Genomic DNA, 19,935 nt, shown 5'->3' with positions numbered 1-19,935 from the left:
GCCGTCGCCCAGATCCCGGTAGCAGGCGATCGCGACGGCAGGACGAGACCCCCGGAGGGTTCACGTGTCCGTTTTCACTGTCTTCGCTGCCTTTGTCGACCAACTCGCTGACCTCCTCGACCCGGTGTTCGCGGCCTCCGCGACCGCCGCGGCGATCGTGCTCTTCACCGTGCTCGTACGGGTCGCTCTGCACCCGCTCACCCGGGCCGCCTTCCGCGGTGAGCGGGCCCGGGCGGCGCTGGCGCCCCGGCTGGCCGAGCTGAAGCGCCGCCACCCCGGCCCCAAGAACGCGGACCGGCTGCAGAAGGCCGTCCTGGAGCTGCATGCCGAGGCCGGCACCTCGCCGTTGGCCGGCTGCCTGCCGATGCTGGTGCAGCTGCCGGTGTTCTTCGTCATGTACCGGGTGTTCTCCGCGGGCCGGCTCGGCGGCGAGACCAACGCACTGCTGGCCGAGGGGCTGCTCGGAGCGCCGCTCGGCGGGCACTGGGCCGATGCTCTCGGTGAGGGCGGGGTGTTCGGGGCGCAGGGGCTGGTGTTCCTCGGGCTGTTCGCGGCGATCGCTGCGGTGGCCGTCTGGACCGTGTTGCGGGCGCGGCGGGCCATGGCCGCGGGCAACGGCCCGGCCGGCCTGGCCGCCGCGGCCGGGGACGAGCCGGGGGCGGCGCTGATGGGCCGGATGCTCAAGGTGATGCCGCTGATGGCGTTCGGGACGCTGGTCACCGCCGCCATCGTGCCGCTGGCCGCAGGCCTCTACCTGCTGACCACCACTGCGTGGACGGCCGGTGAGCGGGCCTGGCTCCAGCGTCGCTGGGACCGTAAGGAGGGGAGTGGGGCAACGGGAACGGGAACGGTGGAAATCGGGGCGAAGTAGTCGGGCGGAAGGGCGCTGCGGTCCTGTTGCGGTCCAGTCCGTGAACAGGGTCTTGCAGATTGGACCGGCTTCTTGGAGGATCAACCAATCCTCCGATGGCCGCAACCCATCGGCCGACCCGTGGCATGCCATGCCCATGGGTCGACCACCCTCGACCACGGGAGAATGTTCATGAAGCTGCTGCGTGTCGGTCCGGTGGGGGCCGAGCGCCCCGCACTGCTCGACCGGGACGGGACCCTGCGGGACCTGTCCGGCCTCGTCACGGATGTGGACGGCGCCCTGCTCGCCGATGAATCCGTGCTGTCCCGCGTCCGGGGCGCGGCGGCCTCCGGTGAGCTGCCCGTGCTCGGTGCGGAGGGGCTGCGCATCGGTGCGCCGGTCGGCCGGATCGGCAAGATCGTGGGCATCGGCCTGAACTACCACTGCCACGCGGCCGAGGTCGGCGCGGAGGCGCCCGCCGAGCCGATCGTGTTCATGAAGGCTGCGGACACGGTCGTCGGCCCGGACGACACCGTGCTGATCCCGCGCGGCAGCGTGAAGACCGACTGGGAGGCCGAGCTCGGCGTCGTCATCGGCGCCACCGCCCGCTACCTGTCCTCCGCCGAGGAAGGCCTGGGGCATGTGGGCGGGTACGTCCTCGCGGACGACGTCACCGAGCGCGCGTTCCAGAACGAGCGCGGCGGCACCTGGGACAAGGGCAAGAACTGTGAGACGTTCACCCCGCTCGGCCCGTGGCTGGTCACCGCCGACGAGGTGCCGGACCCGCAGGCCCTCGATGTGAAGCTGTGGGTCAACGGCGAGCTGAGGCAGAACGGCTCGACCTCCGACCAGATCTTCCCCGTCGGCGAGGTCGTCCGGTACCTGAGCCACTTCATGACCCTGTATCCCGGCGATGTGATCGTCACCGGCACCCCGGCCGGTGTGGCCGCGGGCCAGCCGGAGCCGAAGCCGTTCCTGCGGGCCGGTGATGTGGTCGAGTTGGAGATCTCCGGGCTGGGCCGCCAGCGCCAGGAGTTCAAGAGCGCATAGCTGGTGAGCGCGGTGCGCCCGGTGTGACCGGCCGGGCCCGGGCGGGCCCGCCGGTCCCGGGCGGTCAGAGGGTGATCGTGGTGCCCTCGAGGGAGGAGCGGCGGGCCGCCTCCAGTACGGCCAGCGCCTGCGCCGCCTCCTGCGCGGTGACCGGCGCCGGGCCGCCCTCCCGGAGCGCCGCCGCCACCGCCGCGTAGTACGCCGGGTAGTCGCCCGGGACCGTCGGCACCGGCCGCCCGCCGCCGGTCAGCGGGGACTCGCCCGAGCCGACCGTCGCCCAGCAGTGCTCCGGCTCCTCGCCCCACGGCTGGCCCGGCTGCCCGGGGCGGCGGCCCTCGCGCAGCGCGGCCTCCTGCGGGTCCAGGCCGTACTTCACGAAGCCCGCCGAGGAGCCCAGCACCCGGAAGCGCGGGCCCAACTGGGCGGTGGTGGCGCTCATGTAGAGGTGGGAGCGGACCCCGTTCGCATGGGTGAGGGCGATGAAGGTGTCGTCATCCGTCTGGGCGCCGGGGCGGCTTACGTCGGTCTCGGCGTAGACCCGTACGGCCGGCCCGAACAGCACCAGGGCCTGGTCCACCAGATGGCTGCCCAGGTCGTACAGCAGGCCGCCGATCTCCTCCGGGGCCCCGGACTCGCGCCAGCCGCCCTTGAGCTGGGGCCGCCACCGCTCAAAGCGGGACTCGAAACGCTGGATCGCGCCGAGCTCGCCGCCGGCGATGGTCCGGCGGAGGGTGAGGAAGTCGTTGTCCCAGCGGCGGTTCTGGAAGACGGACAGGAGCGTGCCGGTCCGGTCGGCGAGCTCGGCCAGGGCGTGGGCCTCGGCGGCCGTCGCGGCGAGCGGCTTGTCCACGACCACCGGGATGCCGGCCTCCAGGGCGGCGGTGGCGAGCGGCACGTGGGTCTTGTTGGGGGAGGCGATCACGATGAGGTCGAGGGCGGGGGACCGCTCCCACAGCTCCGCGGGGGAGTCGGCGAACCGCACCTGGGGGAACTCGGCGCGGGCCTGGGCGCGGCGTTCCGGGTTCGCGGTGACGATCGTGTCGAGGACCAGTCCCTCCGTCGCGGCGACCAGGGGGGCGTGGAAGACGGAGCCGGCGAGGCCATAGCCGACGAGGCCGACGCGGAGCGGCGGGCGGGAGCCGGGGGCGGCGGCGGGGGCTGCGGCGCTGCTGGCGCTGGTGCTCGCACTGGTGGCGCTGGTGCTCGTGCTCATGCGACCACTTTGGCAACAGTGTTGCCAAAGTGCAAGGAGGGGAGAGAATGGGCGGGTGAAACGGGCGAACAGGGCTGCTGGGGTCAATCTGCCGGGCCTGCGCGGGCACAATGCGGCGCTGGTGCTGGACCTGCTGCGCGGGGCCGGGGCCGAGGGGCTGGGGCGTGGCGAGCTGGCCGAGCGTACGGGGCTCACCCCGCAGGCCGTCAGCAAGATCACGGCACGGCTGCGGGTGGAGGGCCTGGTCGCCGAGGCCGGCCGCGGCGCGTCCACCGGCGGCAAGCCGCGCACCCTGCTGCGGCTGGTGCCGGGGGCCGGGCACGCGGTCGGGGCACACCTCGACCGGGACGAGCTGCGGGTGGTCCGGGTGGACTTGGCCGGACGGGTGGTGGCGGAATCCCGGGGCGGGCTGGACTTCGCGGCGGGACCGGCGGCGGTGGTGGCGGAGCTCGTACGAGCGGTACAAGCGGTACAAACGGTACGGACGGCCACAGACGGCTCGGGCACGGCCGTACTCGGCGTCGGGGTGGCGGCTCCGGGCCCGCTCGACCGGAGCGCCGGCGTGCTCGGACGGGTCACCGGATTCCCGGACTGGGCCGGCTATCCGCTGCGGGACGCGTTGGAGGAGCGGCTCGGGGTGCGGGTGGAGCTCGACAAGGACACCCACGCGGGAGCCGCCGCGGCGGCCTGGTCCGGCCCGGGCGCGGGTGCGTACCTGCACCTCGGGACCGGTCTGGGAGCCGGACTGTGCCTGGACGGCGAGGTGTACCGGGGCGGCCGGGACGGCCGCTCGGGGGCGGGCGAGTTCGGGCACCAGGTGCTGCTGCTGGACGGCCCGCCGTGCCGGTGCGGGGCGCGCGGCTGCGTGGAGGTGCTGTGCCTGGCGGCGGTGGCCCGCGGGGACCTGGCGGAGGCGTCCCGGATCCTGGGGGAGGCGGCGGCGAACCTGGTGGCGCTGCTGGACGTGGAGCGGGTGCTGCTGGGCGGGCGGGTAGTGGCCCGGTCGCCGGAGGTGTTCCTGGCCGGGGTGGCGGAGGTCCTGCGGGCCCGGGCGCGGGCCGGGGTGCTCGGCCCGGCCGAAGTGGAGGTCTCACTCGCCGGCGGCGGGGTGGCAGAGGGCGCAGCAGACCTGATCCTGGGCCCCCTCTTCGGCCGCTCCTGACCCACCCGCGCCGGCCCTGGCAGAGCCCGGTCCCGCCGGGCAGAGCCGGGCATAGCGCTCGGCTGAGCCGAGCTGCGCCGGACCGGGTTGAGCCGAGCAGGGGCTGTTGGGCAGAGCCGGGCCTGCGGGCCGCGCTGGGCCGAACCAGCCCGGGCCGAGCCGGACACAGCCGAGTCGGGCCGGTTGGGTCGAGCCAAGCCGGCTGAGTGGAGGTGCGCTGGGCTGGGCTTGCTGGGCAGAGTCGAGCCGTTGCTGTCGGGCCGAGCCGGGCCTGGCCGGGCAGAGCCGGGCGGTGCCGCGCCGGACAGCGCCGACCGGGAGCTGGGCAGGCCCGAACCCGGCCCGGCCGAACCCGAACCCGGCGGCGCCCGCCCTGCCCACCCAGGCCCGACCGCGCCGCCCCGGCCTGCGCCCCGGCCGGAACCCAGCTCGCGCCCCGGTTACGCCCGGCCCGCGCCGCGCCGCCCCGGCCCAACCCCGACCACCCCACCTCAGGAGGCTCGACGGGTCCGCCATGTGGGGGGAAACGTGGGGATTTCGGGTGTGGTGGGTGGGGGTTGGGTCGCGCGCGTGGGAGGCTGCCTGGCATGGCGGGGTGATAGTCACCTGGTCTGATCATCGTCCGGCGAGCAGCGAAGGCCCTTCATGCGACTGCGCAAAGCCCTTGCCCTCTCCGGCGTCCTGCTCGCCTTGGCCGGGCCGGCCGCCGCCGCAGCGCACGCCGCCCACGCCGCCGCGCCCCGCGACATCGGCTCCGGCAGCGGCGGAGCCGCCAAGCCCGCGCCCGCGCTGCCCTCGCGGGCCAAGGCCGTCTGCGGCGACGGCAAGAGCGCCGAGTTCCCCATCGGCGCCCGGATCAGGGGCGGCCCCGCCGTCTACCGCCGCGGCGGGGACATCCAGACCTGGTACCTGGACCTGACCAACACCACCCGCACCTCCTGCACCGCCATCCACCCCGTCGTCGTGTTCAGCGACAAGGCCCGCACCCTCCGCCCCCAGCACCTCCGGATGGAGTTCCAGGCGCCCGCCGGCACCTTCCCGGTCAGTCTGGAGCGGACCGACCGCGACGAGATCGTCGCCGTCTTCGACGGCGGCAGCGCCTTCCCCGGTTTCTCGGTCGCCCCGGGCGGCTCCGCCACCGTCAAGGTCGGGCTGTCCTTCGCCCCCGACGCCCCCACCGGCGAGGTGGTCGCGGACGCGGCGCTCGTCCAGCGCGCGGCGGACGACGGGGAGTGGGTCGGCGAGGCCGGCGGCTACCGGTTCTCCGTCGAGGGGCCCGAGCAGCCGGCCGCCCCGGCCGGGGCGGTGCCGGACGGGCTGGCCCGGACCGGGGTGAAGGAGTGGGCGTACGCCGGTGCGGCTGCCGGGGCACTGGTGGTCGGCGGCGCCCTGTTGCTCGGGGCCCGGCGGCTGCGCGCGCGCTGATCGCCCGTACAGTCCGAGCGTGGAACCGACCGATCAGCACCACCCCGAAACCAGCCCCGCCCCTGCCCCCGGCACCGGCCCCCGCCCCGGCAATGGCCCCGACCACCGCCCCGGATCGCCCGTGCGTTCCGGGATTCCCGAGCACGGCCGCATCCCCAAGTACTACGCCGTCAAGGCCCGGATCGCCGACCTCATCGAGGAGTTGGGCGAGGGCGGGCTGCTGCCCACCGAGCGGGATCTGGCCGAGCGCTACGAGGTGGCCCGGGAGACCGTACGCCAGGCCCTGCGCGAGCTGCTCCTCGAAGGCCGGCTCCGCCGCTCCGGCCGCGGCACCGTCGTGGCCGGGCCCAAGCTGGAGCAGCCGCTGTCCCTCGCCAGCTACACCGAGGGGGTGCGCCGCCAGGGCCGTCGGCCGGGCCGCAACCTGATCGGGCTGGAGCAGTTCCCCTGCCCGCCCGACCTCGCCCCCGGCATCGGCGCCGAGCCCGGCGAGCCGGTCTGGCACCTGGAGCGGGTGCTGCTCGCCGACGACGAGCGGGTCGGGCTGGAGAGCACGTACATCCGGGTGGCCCGGGTGCCCCGCCTGGACAGCGAATTCCAGCCGGATTCCTCCTTCTACGGCTACCTGCGCGACCGGCTCGGGATCGTCTTCGGGGACGCCGACGAGAAGCTGGAGACGGTCCTCGCCACTCCCCGCGAGGCCCTGCTCATCGGCACTCCGCCCGCCCTCCCCATGCTGCTCATCCACCGGTTCTCGCGGGACCAGGACGGGCTTCCCCTGGAGCGCGTGCGTTCGCTCTACCGTGGTGACCGGTTCAGCTTTACGACCCACCTGAAGCCCGAATAGCGCTGCGAGGGGAGGGCGTTCGGGGCGATTCCGACATAGCGCCACCTGCGAATATCACGAGAAGATAACGGGTCTAGTCCAAGCTTGGGGGGCTGTTCACCGTTACGTTGCCGGGCCGCCCTCCCCGGGTCATTGGTCACGCCCACCTTGGACGACGTGAGAGTCATAGTCGTCGGAGGCGGCGTGGTCGGCACCATGCACGCCTGGCAAGCAGTCCAGCGCGGCCACGAGGTCGTACAGATCGAGCGCGAGGCCGAGGCGCGCGGTGCTTCACTGCGCAATTTCGGCCAGATTTGGGTCAGCGGACGGGCCGGTGGTGCGGAGCTCCGGACCGCGCTGCGCGCCCGCCAGCTGTGGGAGGAGATCGGGGCGCAGGTCCCGGACCTGGGGTTCCGGGCCATCGGCTCGCTCACCCCGGTCCGCAACGACCGCGAGTACGCCGTCGCCGAGGCCGCCACCCGGCGGCCGGATGCCGCCGACCGCGGCCACAAGCTGATCACCGCCGCCGAGGCGCGCGAGATCAACCCGGCCCTGCGCGGCGCCTTCGAGGCGGCCCTGTGGTGCGAGCGCGACGCGGCCGTCGAACCGCGCACCGCCCAGCTCGCCCTCCGGGCCGCCCTGAACGCCTCCGGCCGCTACACCTTCCTCCCCGGACGCGAGGTCCGCGAGGTCACCGGGCCCGGCGCCGTCCGCGACGACCACGGCGACGTCCACCAGGGCGACGCGGTGATCCTGGCGACCGGCGCCTGGCTGACCGGACTCGTCCGCGAACTCGTACCGGACCTCCCGGTCCGCCGGGTCCGCCTGCAGATGATGCAGACCGAACCGCTCGGCGAGCCGCTGACCACCTCCGTCGCCGACGCCGACAGCTTCCGCTACTACCCCGCCTACCGGTCCGCGGCCCTCGACGCACTCAACGCCGAGCAGCTCCAGACGGAGATCGCCGCCGCCCACAAGATGCAGCTGCTGATGGTCCAGCGCCTCGACGGCGGTCTGACCATCGGCGACACCCACGAGTACGAGCACCCCTTCGCCTTCGACACCCTCGAAGACCCCTACGAACACCTCACCCAGGTCGTCGAATCCTTCCTGGGCCGCCCCCTGCCGAAGATCCGGCACCGCTGGGCGGGCGTGTACGCGCAATGCACCGACACCACCCGGGTCGTCCACCGCCAGCAGGTGCGGGACGGCGTGTGGCTGGTGACCGGACCTGGCGGGCGCGGCATGACCTGCTCCCCCGCCATCGCCGAAACCACCGCGAACGAACTGGGCTGGTGAACCACATGACCGTCAACCGACAGCAACAGCGCCTCGTCGTCCTCGACATGGCCGGCACCACCGTCGCCGACGGCGGCCTGGTCGAGCGCGCCTTCGAGCGGGCCGCCGGACACCTCGGCGTCGAGCCCGGCTCCGCCGACCACGCCGCGAAGCTCCAGTACGTACGCGACACCATGGGCGAGTCGAAGATCTCCGTCTTCCGCCACCTCTTCGGTACGGAGGACCTGGCCCGGCAGGCCAACTCCGCCTTCGAGTCGGCGTACGGAGAACTCGTCGACGGCGGCCTCGTCGAGCCGCTGCCCGGTGCCCGCGAGGCCATCGAGCAGCTCCGGGCCGACGGCCGGACCGTGGTCCTGACCACCGGCTTCGCCCGGGTCACCCAGGACGCCATCCTCGACGCGCTCGGCTGGCGCGACCTGGTCGAACTCACCCTGTGCCCGGCCGACGCGGGTGGCCGCGGCCGGCCCTACCCGGACATGGTGCTGGCCGCGTTCCTGCGGACCGGCGCGGTGGACGACGTACGGCAGCTGGTGGTCGCCGGCGACACCGCCTACGACATGCTCAGCGGCAGCCGGGCCGGGGCCGGCCTGGTCGCCGGGGTACTGACCGGGGCGCACGGGCGGGAGGCCCTGCTGGAGCACGGCGCCACCCATGTCCTGGGCTCGGTGGCCGAACTGCCCGCGCTGCTGGAGCAGTCGTGAGCGGCATACGGTTCGACGCGGTGTCCGTGGCCTACGGCGGCACCACCGTCCTGGACCGCCTCGACCTGACCGTCGAACCCGGCGAGGTCATGGCGCTGCTCGGGCCCTCCGGGTCCGGCAAGACCACGGCCCTGCGGGCGGTGGCCGGCTTCGTCCGGCCGGCCGCAGGGCGGGTGCTGATCGGCGGCCGGGACGTCACCGCGCTGCCGCCGCACCGCCGGGGCATCGGCATGGTCGTCCAGCAGTACGCGCTGTTCCCGCACATGCGGGTCGCGGACAACGTCGCCTTCGGGCTGCGCGCCCAGAAGGCGCCCAAGGCGGAGATCCCCGGCCGGGTGGCGGAGGCGCTGGAGCTGACGGGCATGTCCGCGTACGCCACCCGCTACCCGCGGGAACTGTCCGGGGGACAGCAGCAGCGGGTCGCCATCGCCCGGGCGCTGGCCATCCGGCCGGGCGTGCTGCTGCTCGACGAGCCGCTGTCCGCACTGGACGCGCAGCTGCGGTCCGGCATGCTGGCGGAACTCGCCCGCCTGCACCGCGAACTGCCCGACGTGTCCATCCTGTACGTCACCCACGACCAGGTGGAGGCGCTCACGCTGGCCGACCGGATCGCGGTGATGGACCGGGCCCGCCTGCAGGACTGCGGCACGCCGCAGGAGCTGTACCGGGCGCCGCGCACCGAGTTCACCGCGTCCTTCGTCGGCAACGCGAACCTGCTGCCGGTCACCGTCGCGGACGGCGGCGCGGTGTTCGCGGGCCGCCCGCTGACCCTCGATGCGGGGCGCGCCGTTCCGGGCGCCGCCGCGACCCTGTGCGTACGCCCGCACCTGCTCGGCCTCGGCGATGGGCCGAACGCCCTGCGCGGCCGGATCACCGAGGTCCAGTGGCGCGGCTCCACGCACCGGCTGTACGTGGACATCGACGGGCACCGCGTGAAGGCGGACCTGCCGGAGCTCCGCGAAACCCCGGCCCTGGGCGAGGACATCACCCTCCACTTCGAACCCCGCGACGCGGTACTCCTGTCGGCGGCGGTCTCCCATGCCTGACCGCTCCGCTAGGGACACCGCCGCCGCCCCTGCCCCGGGCCACGCTTCGGCCACGGGCCCGGTGCCCGGCTCCGGCCCGGCCTCCGGCCGCGCGACGGTGCAGGCCCCGGCCCAGGCCTCCGGCCGGGACACGGCCGGCGCCCTGGGCTCCGCCCCAGCCCCGGCCAGCGCCCCGGGCTCCGCCCCGGCCCCGGGCCACGCTTCGGCCACCGGCCCGGGCGCTGCCCGTGGTCCGCAGCCCTCAGGGGGCCACGCCCCGGAGCAGGGCCGGGTGCCGGGCGGAGCCTCCGGCTCCGCGCCCGCGCCCGCGCCCGGCCCCGCGCCCGCTCCCGGCCGGGGGCTGCGGGTGCCGCGGAGTGTGTGGGCGGTGCCGCCCGTGGCCGTGCTCGGGCTGGTGTTTCTGTATCCGCTCGCGCTCGTCGTGCAGCAGTCCCTCACCCCCGAGGAAGGCGGCGCCTTCGCCGCCTACGCCGAGGTCTTCGGCTCCACCGCCTTCCGCGAAGCGCTCGGCACCACCGTATGGCTGGCCGTCGGCGCCACCATCGGCTGCCTGGTCCTCGGCTTCGCCCTCGCCCTGGTCATCGCCTTCGTACCGTTCCCCGGCGCCAAAGCCGTCGCCCGCTTCATCGACGTCTTCCTCTCCTTCCCCTCCTTCCTCATCACCCTCGCCCTCCTCTTCATCTACGGCACCGTCGGCATGGCCAACGGCGTCTGGACCGACCTCACCGGCACCGCCGAAGGCCCGTTCCACTTCCTCACCACCCCCTGGGGCGTACTCCTCGCGGAGATCACCTACTTCACCCCCTTCGTGATGCGCCCGCTGCTCGCCGCGTTCTCGCAGATCGACACCGCCCAGCTGGAAGTCGCCGCAAGCCTCGGCGCCAAGCCGCTGCGGATCATCCGCCGGGTGATCCTCCCCGAGTCGCTCCCGGCCCTCGCCGCCGGCGGCAGCCTCGTCCTCGTCATGTGCCTCAACGAGTTCGGCATCGTCCTCTTCACCGGAGCCAAGGGCGTCACCACCCTCCCGATGCTGGTCTACGGCAAGGCCATCCTCGAATCCGACTACCCGGCCGCCTGCGTGGTCGCCGTCGTCAACATCGCGATCTCCGTGGGCCTGTTCGGCCTCTACCGGGTGGTGAGCAAGCGTGCTGGTGCATAGCAAGGCGGGCCGCTGGGCCGCATGGGCCCTGTTCGCCCTCCTCTTCATCCCCCTCTTCGCCCTGCCGCTGCTCGTGGTCCTCGCCGCCTCCTTCGCCACCAACTGGTCCGGCGCGTTCCCCTCCGGCCCGACCGCCGAGCACTACGCCTCCGCCGTCCGCGGCGAGTCCCTCCAGGCCCTGACCACCAGCCTGGTCACCGCCGTCACCGCCAGCCTGCTGGCCCTCGCCACCGGAACCTGGGCGGCCCTGGCCGCCGCCCGGCTGAAGAAGCGCGGAAAGCGCACCCTGGACGCGCTGTTCATGCTTCCGGTGGCGGTGCCCTCAGTGGTCGTCGGCCTGGCCGTGCTCGTCGCGTTCAGCCGGCCCCCGCTGCTCCTCAACGGCACCAGCAGCATCGTCATCCTGGCCCACACCATCCTGGTCACCGCCTTCGCCTACCAGTCGGTGTCGGCCGCGATCGTCCGCCTCGACCCCGCCTACGCGCAGGCCGCGGCCAGCCTCGGCGCCCGCCCCTCGTACGTCCTGTGGCGGGTCGAACTGCCCCTCCTGCTGCCCTCCCTCAACGCGGCTGCCGGCCTGTGTTTCGCCCTCTCCATGGGCGAGCTGAGCGCCACGATGATGCTCTACCCGCCGGACTGGATGCCCCTGCCGGTCCGCGTGTTCACCGCCACCGACCGGGGTTCGCTGTTCAGCGGCTCCGCCATCGCCGTGGTCCTGATGGCCACCACCCTGCTGGTCCTGCTGGCCGTCTCCCGCATCCGCACCAAAGCCTCCTACCGCTGAACCCCCGTCACCTCAGCCCTCCAGAAGGAAGCGTCATGTCCCGCAACGCCCGCGACCCCCGCACCCTCCTCCGCTCCGCCGTCGCCGTCACCGCCGCCCTGGCCCTCACCCCCGCCCTCACCGCCTGCGGCGGCTCCTCCACCGCCGACTCCAAGGACAGCACCGAGAAGGTCGTCACCGTCTACAGCGCCGACGGCCTCAAGGGCGAGAAGGGCGACGGCTGGTACGACAAGGTCTTCGCCGACTTCACCCAGAAGACCGGCATCAAGGTGAAGTACGTCGAGGGCGGCTCCGGCGAGATGGTGCAGCGCGCCGTCCGCGAGAAGACCAACACCCAGGCCGATGTCCTGATCACCCTCCCGCCGTTCATCCAGCAGGCCGACGGCAAGGGCCTGCTCGAGTCCTACACCCCGCAGGGCGCCGACAAGGTCAACGGCCGCGACAAGGCCGCCGACGGCCGCTGGACCTCGGTGGTGAACAACTACTTCGGGTTCATCTACAACAAGAAGGAGCTCCCGGAGGCCCCCAAGACCTGGGAGCAGCTGCTGGACCCGAAGTTCAAGGGCAAGCTGCAGTACTCCACCCCGGGTGTCGCCGGCGACGGCACGGCCGTGGTCATCAAGGCGATGCACGACTTCGGCGGCAAGGAGCCGGCGATGGAGTACCTGAAGAAGCTCCAGACCAACAACGTCGGCCCGTCCTCCTCCACCAGCAAGCTCGCCCCGAAGACCGACAAGGGCGAGATCCTGGTCGCCAACGGCGATGTCCAGATGAACTTCGCCCAGTCCCGGTCCATGCCCAACCTGGGCATCTGGTTCCCGGCGAAGGATGGCGGCCGGCCCACCACCTTCGCGCTGCCGTACGCGGCCGGCCTGGTCGCGGACGCCCCGCACACCGAGAACGGCAAGAAGCTCCTCGACTACCTGCTCAGCGAGGAGGCCCAGAAGCAGGTCAGCGCGGTCGGCGGCGGCTTCCCGGCCCGTACCGACGTCAAGCCGACCGACGCCAACGCCGTCGAACTCACCAAGATCATGACCGGAGTCGAGATCTTCGAGCCGGACTGGGCGGACATCGACAAGAACCTGACCGCGTACGTCGACGCGTGGAAGTCCGCGACCGGCAGCTGACTTGTAACCCCCTGGCCACCCCCGGCCGACAGCATGACCATTGCATAACAGGTCTGGACCGAAGACCGCACCTTCGGTCCGGACCTGCGGCACGTCCCCGCACCTCTCCCTGCACCGCGCACCGACACCCCCCGTCCCTCACTTGCTCCCAGGAGGAGTACGTGTCCCCTGTCATGCCCGGACGACGTGCCGCGGCCGTCGCCGCATCGGCCGCCGCACTGATCACCGCCACGCTCGCCGCCGCCCCCGCCGGCGCGGCCCTTCAGGCCCCCGCCGCTGAGGCCGCCGCCACCGACAAGGTCCTCGTCATCGGCCTCGACGGGGTCGTCCTCGACCGCGTCAAGGTGGCGAACGCGCCGCACCTCAACGGCCTGATGGCCCAGGGCCTCACCGCCAAGAGCACCCTCTACGCGAACCCCATGGGCGCCACCTCCTCCGGCCCCGGCTGGTCCACCATCGCCACCGGCGTCTGGCCCGACAAGCACGGCGTGAAGGACAACTCCTTCATCGGCAAGAACTACGCCGCCCACCCGGACTTCCTGACCCGCATCGAGAACGCCAACCCGGCGCTCAACACCTATGCGGCGGCCGACTGGGAGCCCATCGCCTCCACCGACCAGAACGGCCCGATCTTCTCCGCGAAGACCGACAAGCGCCTCTCCCTCAAGGGAGACCGCGACGGCTACCGAAATGAAGACCCGAAGATCGCCTCCGCAGCCGCCACCGAGCTGCGCACCGGCAACCCGGACGCCTCCTTCGTCTACCTCGGCGAGGTCGACGCGGCCGGCCACTCCAGCGGCGCCAACAGCCAGGCCTACCTCGACTCCATCGCCCGCGTCGACGCGCTCGTCGGCCAGCTGCTCACCGCCGTCCAGCAGCGCCCGACGTACCCGCAGGAGAACTGGAAGATCCTGGTCACCACCGACCACGGCCACACCTCCGCCGGCGGCCACGGCGGCTCCTCCATCGCCGAGCGCGGCACCTTCGTCCTCGCCAAGGGCCCCGGTATTCCCGCCGGTTCGGTACGCGAGGACGTCCGCCTGGTCGACGTCGCGGCGACCGCGCTCCAGCAGGTCGGCGTCTCCACCGCCGGGCTGGACGGCGTACCGCTGAACACCCCCGACAGCGACCCGTTCGACACCCTGCGCCCCAACCTCCAGGCCCGGGTGGACGAGACCGGCATCCCGGCCGGCACCAAGGGCTTCACCCGCACCCCGCCGGCCGGCTGGTCGGTCGACAACTCGAAGATGGGCGCCGGCGGGGTCACCGAATGGGCCGGCTGGGCCTTTGCCACCGACGAGTTCTGGAGCCAGGCGCAGCGCGACCAGTGGCGCGAGCTGAACGTCCGCTCCCGTGACGTGTTCGCCGTCGCCGACTCCGACGAGTGGGACGACAAGACCCACACCGGCACCTTCGACTCCACCCTGATCACCCCCAAGTGGGCGGTCACCGGCGGCACCACGAAGACCCTGAAGTACCAGACCCACTACCGGCACGAGGCCGGCCAGACCGCCCAGGTCCTGGTCTCCTACAACGGCGGTGCCGCGACCGTGGTGAAGAGCTACACGGCCGATGCGGTCGCCAAGTCCGAGGCCGTCACCCTCCAGGTCCCGGCCGGCGCCACCGACGTGCAGATCCGCTTCCGCTACACCGGAACCAACAACTGGTTCTGGACCGTCGACAACGTCACCCTGGGCTAGCGTGTCCGGGCCGTGGACGCCGTCGGCGTCCACGGCCCGCTCCCGATAGGGTGGTGGTACAGACCACAGCACAGGTCATGCAGAGTGGAGAACGTCAGTGGCAGAGCGCAAGCCGATCGAATCCTGGCTCACCGACATGGACGGGGTCCTGATCCACGAGGGCACCCCGATCCCCGGCGCCGATGCCTTCATCAAGCGGCTGCGCGAGTCCGGCAAGCCCTTCCTGGTCCTGACCAACAACTCGATCTACACCCCGCGCGACCTCCAGGCCCGGCTGCAGCGGATGGGCCTGGACGTTCCGGTCGAGAACATCTGGACCTCCGCCCTGGCCACCGCCAAGTTCCTGGACGACCAGCGCCCGGGCGGCACCGCGTACGTCATCGGCGAGGCGGGCCTCACCACCGCCCTGCACGACATCGGCTATGTGCTCACCGACCACGAGCCCGACTACGTGGTCCTCGGCGAGACCCGCACCTACAGCTTCGAGGCGATGACCAAGGCCGTCCGCCTGATCAACGCCGGTGCCCGCTTCATCTGCACCAACCCGGACGAGACCGGCCCCTCCACCGAGGGCCCGCTGCCCGCCACCGGTGCGGTCGCCGCGCTGATCACCAAGGCGACCGGCAAGCAGCCGTACTTCGCCGGCAAGCCGAACCCGCTGATGATGCGTACCGGCCTCAACGCCATCGGGGCGCACTCCGAGACCAGCGCGATGATCGGCGACCGGATGGACACCGATGTGCTGGCCGGCCTGGAGGCGGGCATGCAGACCTTCCTGGTGCTGACCGGCCTGACCACGCTCGGTGACACCGAGAAGTTCCCCTACCGCCCGACCAAGACGGTGGACTCCATCGCCGATCTGGTCGATCTCGTCTGACTGGTCTGACCGGTCTGACGGGTCTGACCCGTACGGGCCAGTAGCGCGCCGCTCCGGATGCGGGGCGGCGCCGCGCACGCGAATCTCGTTGACGAGGAGGTTCACGATGCGCATTGCTCTGCTCGCTCTCCGTGCCGCCGGAGTGGCCGTCGCGCTGACCGCCGGCTCCGTCGTCTCCGCCGTGTCCGTGCCCACCGCCCTGGCCGAGGAGGGGCAGCGCGGCACGGTCTGGGCCACTCCGTCCACGGCCCAGCCGGGGGCACAGATCGAGCTGCGCGTCACCGGGTGCAAGGGCACCACCGGCCTGGCGAAGTCCCCCGTCTTCGTCGCGGACGCGGACCTGTCCGGCCGGGACGGCCGGGGCAAGCCGCTGTACGGCGAGGCGATGATCAGTACGCACGCGAAGCCCGGCTGGCACACGGTCCGGGCGTTCTGCGACGGCGGCGAGAAGGCGACCGGCTCGCTGCAGATCGTCCCGCACACGCCGGACCACCACCGCCCGGACCACCAGCGTCCGGACCACCAGCGCCCGGACCAGCGCCCCGAACACCACCGCCCGGACGCCCACCAGACCCCGCACTGGCCGGTGCATGCGGGCGGCGGCGGTATGTCGGCGGAGCTGGCCACCGCGAAGAAGGAGCCCGAGCGGGACGGCCCGAGCCTGCCGCACACCGTGATCGGCGCGGTCCTCGCCGCCGCGGCCGGCCTCGCCGTGGCGGGCCGGGCGCTGAAGCTGCGGCGCCGCCGCAGCGGCGAATGACGGACACCGAGCCGAGGTCCTCCGGCGGGGGCCGGCTGCTCACCGTCACCGCCTGGACGGTGCTCGTGCTGGGCCTGTGGCTGTGGGGCCGCGAGATCACCGACGTGGTGCCCGTCGAGCGCCCCGGCCAGGCCGGCGCACTGTTCGGCCGCGAGCTCCCGGCCGCCCACAGTCCGCTGCCGGCGGGCGGGCCGCCGCAGCGGGTCGACGTACCGTCCATGGGCATCCGGGCCCCGGTGATCTCCCGGGGCCTGGACCGCAACGGCGCGATCGATCCGCCGCCGTACGACCGGCCGGGCGTGGTCGGCTGGTGGTCGGGCGGCACCAAGCCGGGCGAGGCGGGGGCGGCGCTGCTGGTCGGGCACGTGGACACGGAGTCAAAACCGGCGGTGTTCTACGGGCTCAGCACGGCGCAGCCGGGCGACAAGGTGCGGGTGGTCCGGTCGGATGGCTCGGTCGTCGAGTTCACCATCGAGGCGGTGCGGGTGTACGAGCGCCGCCACTTCGACGCGCACAAGGCGTACGGGCCGCGGGTGCCGGGGCGGGCCGAGCTGCGGCTGGTGACCTGCGGCGGCACGTACGACAAGGTGGCGAAGGAGTACACGGCGAACGTGGTGGTCTCGGCCTACCTGACGGCGACGCGGCGCCGGTGACGACGGCGGCGGAGACACGAAAAAGCCCCTCGCTGCTGCGAGGGGCTTTTTCCGTCTGTGCGCCGCCAGGGACTCGAACCCCGGACCCGCTGATTAAGAGTCAGCTGCTCTAACCAACTGAGCTAGCGGCGCCTGCTGACAGAGAAAACTCTACCCCACCTGGGGTGATGCTCGCGACCAGCCACGCCCGGCTTGTCCGATTAACCCATATTCGTGGGGTTTTCCGTGCACTATGTCTCTGGGTTGCGTCGAATCTGACGCTGTGCCAGGTACGGGTGAGGAGTGAACGGAACCGCATGACGACGCAGATGCAGATGCCGGTCTTCGAGGAATACGAACCCGCGGGCGACTGTGCATGCCGGGGGTGCGTCCAGCGGCGCCGCACGATGGGCGGTGCGCGGGCCATACCGCTGCGGGACGGCGGCCACCCCGGGGCGCACGGCGCGCGGCGTGCGCTGGTGCTGATGACGGCCGCCGGGGTGGTGCTGGGCGGTGGCGGCACCTCGACGGTGGCGGCGGCCGATCCGCCGCCGGGTACGGGCACGGGTGCTGGTACGGGCGCCGGGGCCGAGGAACCCGGCACACCCCAGGGCACGCAAGGCCCGCTGCACGGCCCGCGCGGCATCCCCGCGCACCCGCCGACCAAACCGGGCGAGATCCCGGCGATCAAGCGGATCCACCGGGCGTCGATCATCAACCGGGCCAGGCTGTGGCTGGACGCGGAGGTCCCCTACAGCATGTCCGAGTACTGGTCGGACGGCTACCGGCAGGACTGCTCCGGCTACGTCTCGATGGTCTGGAACCTAGGGACGAACGAATGGACCGGCAGCCTGGACAAGTTCGCGACGAAGATCACGAAGGATGAGCTGCTGCCGGGGGACATGCTGCTGTTCCACAACCCGGCGGACCCGAACAAGGGCTCCCACGTGGTGATCTTCGGCGGCTGGGTCGACGAGACGAAGGCGCACTACGTGGCGTACGAGCAGACGCGTCCGGCGACGCGGAAGCTGGCGACGCCGTACGGCTACTGGAAGAACGCGGACAAGTACATCCCGTACCGGTTCAACGGGGTGGCGGGCGGGATCCTCCCGGACGACGGGAACTCGGCGGCTCCGGCCGTGCCGGTCGGCGGGACGGAGTTCCCCGGCGCGGCGAAGTTCGGGCCGGGCGCGGACAACGAGCACGTCGCCCGGCTCGGCCGGATGCTGATCGACCGCGGCGCGACCCGCTTCTACCCCAAGGGGCCGGCCACCCGCTGGTCCGACGCGGACCGGCTCGCCACGCAGGCGTTCCAGCAGGCGCAGGGGTGGACCGGCGCGGATGCGGACGGGGTGCCGGGCCCGGACACCTGGAAGCTGCTGGTCACGGGCGCGGGCAAGGACATCCGCCCGACGGTGGGCGCCGGCACCCCACCCACGCCACCGGCCCCGGCGACCCCGGCCACTCAGCCGGCCCCCACCACCCCGGCGGCTCCGGCGACCCCGGCGACTGCGCCGGCGCCGAGCACCCGGCCGGTGACGGCGGCTCCGGTGTACCCCGGCGCGGCCGTGTTCCGGCCGGGCCGCACCCACCCGGCGATCGAAGCGCTGGGCCGCCGGCTGGCCCGGAAGGGCTTCGGCAAGCACTACCGATCCGGCCCCGGCCTCAGCTGGACCGAGGCCGACCGCCGCAGTGTCGAGGCCTTCCAGCGCGCGCAGGGCTGGCGCGGGGCCGAGGCAGACGGCTACCCCGGCCCGGAAACCTGGCGACGGCTGTTCGCATGACGGAGGCAAGGATGTTCCCCACGCGCACCACTTCCACGACGGGCAGCATGCCCCTCCGCCCGCCCACCCCCGCGAACCCGCGCGCCGCAACGCGGTCGGCACGGGGCGCCGCCGGGTCCTGGGGGCCGGCGGCTGCGGCTCCGCAGCCGCCGACCCGGCACGCCCCGACGGCCGACACCGCGGGCCCTGCTGGGCCCGCGGCCGGGCTCGCCCAGCCGGAGTCCGGCCTCGCCGACCCCGGCACCGGGCCTGCGGCCGGGCTCGCCGGGCAGGCAAGGCCTCCGGCCGGGCCCGTCCGGCCGGAGCCCCTGCTTACGGCCCCTGGCGGGCCCGCATATGGGCCCGCGGCCGGAGCCGCCGGCCCCGCCGGGTCCGCACCGGCGTGGCCAGAGTCCGGCCCTGCGGGCCCCGCCACCGGCCCTGCACCCGGTCTTGCCGGGCGGCTGGCGTCCGGGGTTACGGGCCCTGCGGGCCCCAACCCTGCCCTTGCCGGGTCGGGCACCAGGCAGTTCGGGCCGCTGGCCGGGCTCGCCGACCCTGTCGGGCCTGCGGCCGGGCCGGTGCATGGGCCTGCCGCCGGGCCCGGCCGGTCGGAGTTCCGGCTTGCCGGCTCTGCCGAGCGCCCGCATGGGCCTGCGGCCGGAGTTGCCGGCTCCGCCTGGCCGGAGTCCGGCCTTGCCGGCCCCGCGGGCCCCGGCGCCGGGCCTGTGGCCGGGTCCGTCCGGCCGGAGCCCCGGCTTGCCGGCCCTGCCGAGTCCGAACACCGGCCTGCGGCCGGAGTTGCCGCGCCCGCACCCGGCCTGACCGGCTCCGCCTGGCCGGAGTCCGGCCTCACCGGTCCTGCGGGCCGCGGCACCGGGCCTGTGGCCGGTCTCGCCGGGCGGGTGCCGTCCGAGGGTGCGGGCCCTGCCGGGCCGGCGCATGGCCGGGCCGACAACGGGCCGTCCGGGCCTGCGGTCGGGCCCGTCCGGCCGGAGCCCCGGCTTGCCGGCCCTGCCGGGCCCGAGCACGGGCTTGCGGCCGGAGTTGCCGCGCCTACACCCAGCCTGACCGGCTCCGCCTGGCCGGAGTCCGGCCTCACCGGTCCTGCGGGCCCCGCCACCGGCCCTGCGGCCGGTCTTGCCGGGCGGGTGCCGTCCGGGGGTGTGGGCCCTGCCGGGCCGGCGGATGGCCTGGCCGACAACGGGCCGTCCGGGCCTGGGTCCGGGCTCGCCGGGCGGATGCCGTCCGGGCATACCGGCCCTGCCCTTGCCGGGGCCGGCACCAGGCAGTTTGGGCCGCCGGTCGGGCTCGCCGGTCAGGCAGGGCCTGCGGTCGGGCCCGCTCGGTCGGAATCTCGGCTTGCCGGCTCTGCCGGGTCTGCGCACGGGCCTGTGGCCGGAGTTGCCGCCGCCGGTCCCGCACCCGGCCTCACCGACCCTGCCGGGCCGGAGTCCGGCCCCGGCACCGGGCCTGGGCCCGCTCTCGCCGGGCGGGTGCCGTTCGGGCTTGCGGGCCCCGGCGAGCCGGCCGGGCCTGCGGCCGGGTTCGCTGTCCAGGC

The 19,935-nt window shown here is 73.6% G+C and carries 17 protein-coding genes and 1 tRNA gene; 16 read left to right on the top strand and 2 right to left on the bottom strand.

The window, feature by feature from the left end; translation table 11 throughout:
• Nucleotides 1–64: 64 nt before the first annotated feature.
• Both ABT123_RS13965 and ABT123_RS13960 read left to right on the top strand, forming a co-directional pair.
• Nucleotides 65–871, top strand: a complete 807-nt coding sequence (locus tag ABT123_RS13965) for a YidC/Oxa1 family membrane protein insertase (RefSeq protein ID WP_351313050.1) — start codon at nt 65–67, stop codon at nt 869–871.
• A gap of 171 nt (nt 872–1,042) precedes the next feature.
• On the top strand, nt 1,043–1,900 hold the full coding sequence (locus tag ABT123_RS13960) for a fumarylacetoacetate hydrolase family protein (RefSeq protein WP_351313048.1): 858 nt from the start codon (nt 1,043–1,045) through the stop codon (nt 1,898–1,900).
• 64 nt (nt 1,901–1,964) lie between these two features.
• Here ABT123_RS13960 and ABT123_RS13955 read toward each other — a convergent pair whose 3' ends face one another.
• Nucleotides 1,965–3,113, bottom strand: a complete 1,149-nt coding sequence (locus ABT123_RS13955) for a Gfo/Idh/MocA family oxidoreductase (RefSeq protein ID WP_351313046.1) — start codon at nt 3,111–3,113, stop codon at nt 1,965–1,967.
• A gap of 55 nt (nt 3,114–3,168) precedes the next feature.
• Between ABT123_RS13955 and ABT123_RS13950 the strand changes: the two genes are divergently transcribed.
• From ABT123_RS13950 to ABT123_RS13890, 13 genes are all read left to right on the top strand, one after another.
• Nucleotides 3,169–4,275, top strand: a complete 1,107-nt coding sequence (locus tag ABT123_RS13950) for an ROK family transcriptional regulator (protein WP_351313044.1) — start codon at nt 3,169–3,171, stop codon at nt 4,273–4,275.
• Nucleotides 4,276–4,920: 645 nt separating this feature from the next.
• Nucleotides 4,921–5,700, top strand: coding sequence for a hypothetical protein (locus ABT123_RS13945; protein ID WP_351313043.1), 780 nt, complete (start codon nt 4,921–4,923; stop codon nt 5,698–5,700).
• A 121-nt stretch (nt 5,701–5,821) separates the two neighbouring features.
• Nucleotides 5,822–6,547: a GntR family transcriptional regulator gene (locus ABT123_RS13940; RefSeq protein ID WP_351313133.1), complete on the top strand. Its 726-nt coding sequence runs from the start codon at nt 5,822–5,824 to the stop codon at nt 6,545–6,547.
• A gap of 156 nt (nt 6,548–6,703) precedes the next feature.
• Complete coding sequence (locus tag ABT123_RS13935) at nt 6,704–7,825, top strand: TIGR03364 family FAD-dependent oxidoreductase (RefSeq protein WP_351313041.1); 1,122 nt, start codon at nt 6,704–6,706, stop codon at nt 7,823–7,825.
• A gap of 5 nt (nt 7,826–7,830) precedes the next feature.
• Nucleotides 7,831–8,526, top strand: a complete 696-nt coding sequence (locus tag ABT123_RS13930; RefSeq protein ID WP_351313039.1) for a phosphonatase-like hydrolase — start codon at nt 7,831–7,833, stop codon at nt 8,524–8,526.
• Complete coding sequence (locus ABT123_RS13925) at nt 8,523–9,572, top strand: ABC transporter ATP-binding protein (protein WP_351313037.1); 1,050 nt, start codon at nt 8,523–8,525, stop codon at nt 9,570–9,572. Before ABT123_RS13930 ends, ABT123_RS13925 begins: the two co-directional genes overlap by 4 nt.
• 271 nt (nt 9,573–9,843) lie before the next feature.
• The gene (locus ABT123_RS13920) at nt 9,844–10,731 is read left to right on the top strand and encodes a 2-aminoethylphosphonate ABC transporter permease subunit (protein ID WP_502970953.1); all 888 of its coding nucleotides are present in this window, start codon (nt 9,844–9,846) and stop codon (nt 10,729–10,731) included.
• Nucleotides 10,718–11,515: an ABC transporter permease gene (locus ABT123_RS13915; protein WP_351313035.1), complete on the top strand. Its 798-nt coding sequence runs from the start codon at nt 10,718–10,720 to the stop codon at nt 11,513–11,515. The genes ABT123_RS13920 and ABT123_RS13915 overlap by 14 nt, the downstream gene beginning before the upstream one ends.
• A 35-nt stretch (nt 11,516–11,550) precedes the next feature.
• Nucleotides 11,551–12,642, top strand: a complete 1,092-nt coding sequence (locus tag ABT123_RS13910; protein ID WP_351313034.1) for a 2-aminoethylphosphonate ABC transporter substrate-binding protein — start codon at nt 11,551–11,553, stop codon at nt 12,640–12,642.
• Between the two features lie 173 nt (nt 12,643–12,815).
• A complete protein-coding gene (locus ABT123_RS13905; RefSeq protein ID WP_502970952.1) occupies nt 12,816–14,342 on the top strand; it encodes an alkaline phosphatase family protein in 1,527 nt (508 codons plus the stop codon).
• Nucleotides 14,343–14,439: 97 nt separating this feature from the next.
• Nucleotides 14,440–15,219, top strand: a complete 780-nt coding sequence (locus ABT123_RS13900; RefSeq protein WP_351313030.1) for an HAD-IIA family hydrolase — start codon at nt 14,440–14,442, stop codon at nt 15,217–15,219.
• Between the two features lie 106 nt (nt 15,220–15,325).
• Nucleotides 15,326–15,979 (top strand): hypothetical protein, encoded by a 654-nt coding sequence (locus ABT123_RS13895; RefSeq protein ID WP_351313028.1) that lies wholly within the window; start codon nt 15,326–15,328, stop codon nt 15,977–15,979.
• Entirely contained in the window at nt 15,976–16,632 is a 657-nt protein-coding gene (locus ABT123_RS13890; protein ID WP_351313026.1) for a class F sortase, read from the top strand. The genes ABT123_RS13895 and ABT123_RS13890 overlap by 4 nt, the downstream gene beginning before the upstream one ends.
• Nucleotides 16,633–16,690: 58 nt before the next feature.
• Here ABT123_RS13890 and ABT123_RS13885 read toward each other — a convergent pair.
• Nucleotides 16,691–16,764, bottom strand: a tRNA-Lys gene (locus tag ABT123_RS13885).
• Nucleotides 16,765–16,940: 176 nt separating this feature from the next.
• Here ABT123_RS13885 and ABT123_RS13880 point away from each other — a divergent pair.
• A complete protein-coding gene (locus ABT123_RS13880; RefSeq protein WP_351313130.1) occupies nt 16,941–18,395 on the top strand; it encodes a peptidoglycan-binding protein in 1,455 nt (484 codons plus the stop codon).
• Nucleotides 18,396–19,935 lie beyond the last annotated feature (1,540 nt).

Source organism: Streptomyces sp. NPDC002054, assembly GCF_040296685.1.
Classification (GTDB): domain Bacteria; phylum Actinomycetota; class Actinomycetes; order Streptomycetales; family Streptomycetaceae; genus Streptomyces.
This window is presented reverse-complemented; position numbering and strand designations above follow the sequence as displayed.

Bases quoted from the DNA above. Each gene is read 5' to 3' on its own strand.
- ABT123_RS13890 (WP_351313026.1), top strand. From the start codon at position 15,976: ATGACGGACACCGAGCCGAGGTCCTCCGGCGGGGGCCGGCTGCTCACC.
- ABT123_RS13880 (WP_351313130.1), top strand. From the start codon at position 16,941: ATGCAGATGCCGGTCTTCGAGGAATACGAACCCGCGGGCGACTGTGCA.
- ABT123_RS13910 (WP_351313034.1), top strand. From the start codon at position 11,551: ATGTCCCGCAACGCCCGCGACCCCCGCACCCTCCTCCGCTCCGCCGTC.
- ABT123_RS13895 (WP_351313028.1), top strand. From the start codon at position 15,326: ATGCGCATTGCTCTGCTCGCTCTCCGTGCCGCCGGAGTGGCCGTCGCG.
- ABT123_RS13955 (WP_351313046.1), bottom strand. From the start codon at position 3,113: ATGAGCACGAGCACCAGCGCCACCAGTGCGAGCACCAGCGCCAGCAGC.
- ABT123_RS13960 (WP_351313048.1), top strand. From the start codon at position 1,043: ATGAAGCTGCTGCGTGTCGGTCCGGTGGGGGCCGAGCGCCCCGCACTG.
- ABT123_RS13945 (WP_351313043.1), top strand. From the start codon at position 4,921: ATGCGACTGCGCAAAGCCCTTGCCCTCTCCGGCGTCCTGCTCGCCTTG.
- ABT123_RS13905 (WP_502970952.1), top strand. From the start codon at position 12,816: ATGCCCGGACGACGTGCCGCGGCCGTCGCCGCATCGGCCGCCGCACTG.
- ABT123_RS13930 (WP_351313039.1), top strand. From the start codon at position 7,831: ATGACCGTCAACCGACAGCAACAGCGCCTCGTCGTCCTCGACATGGCC.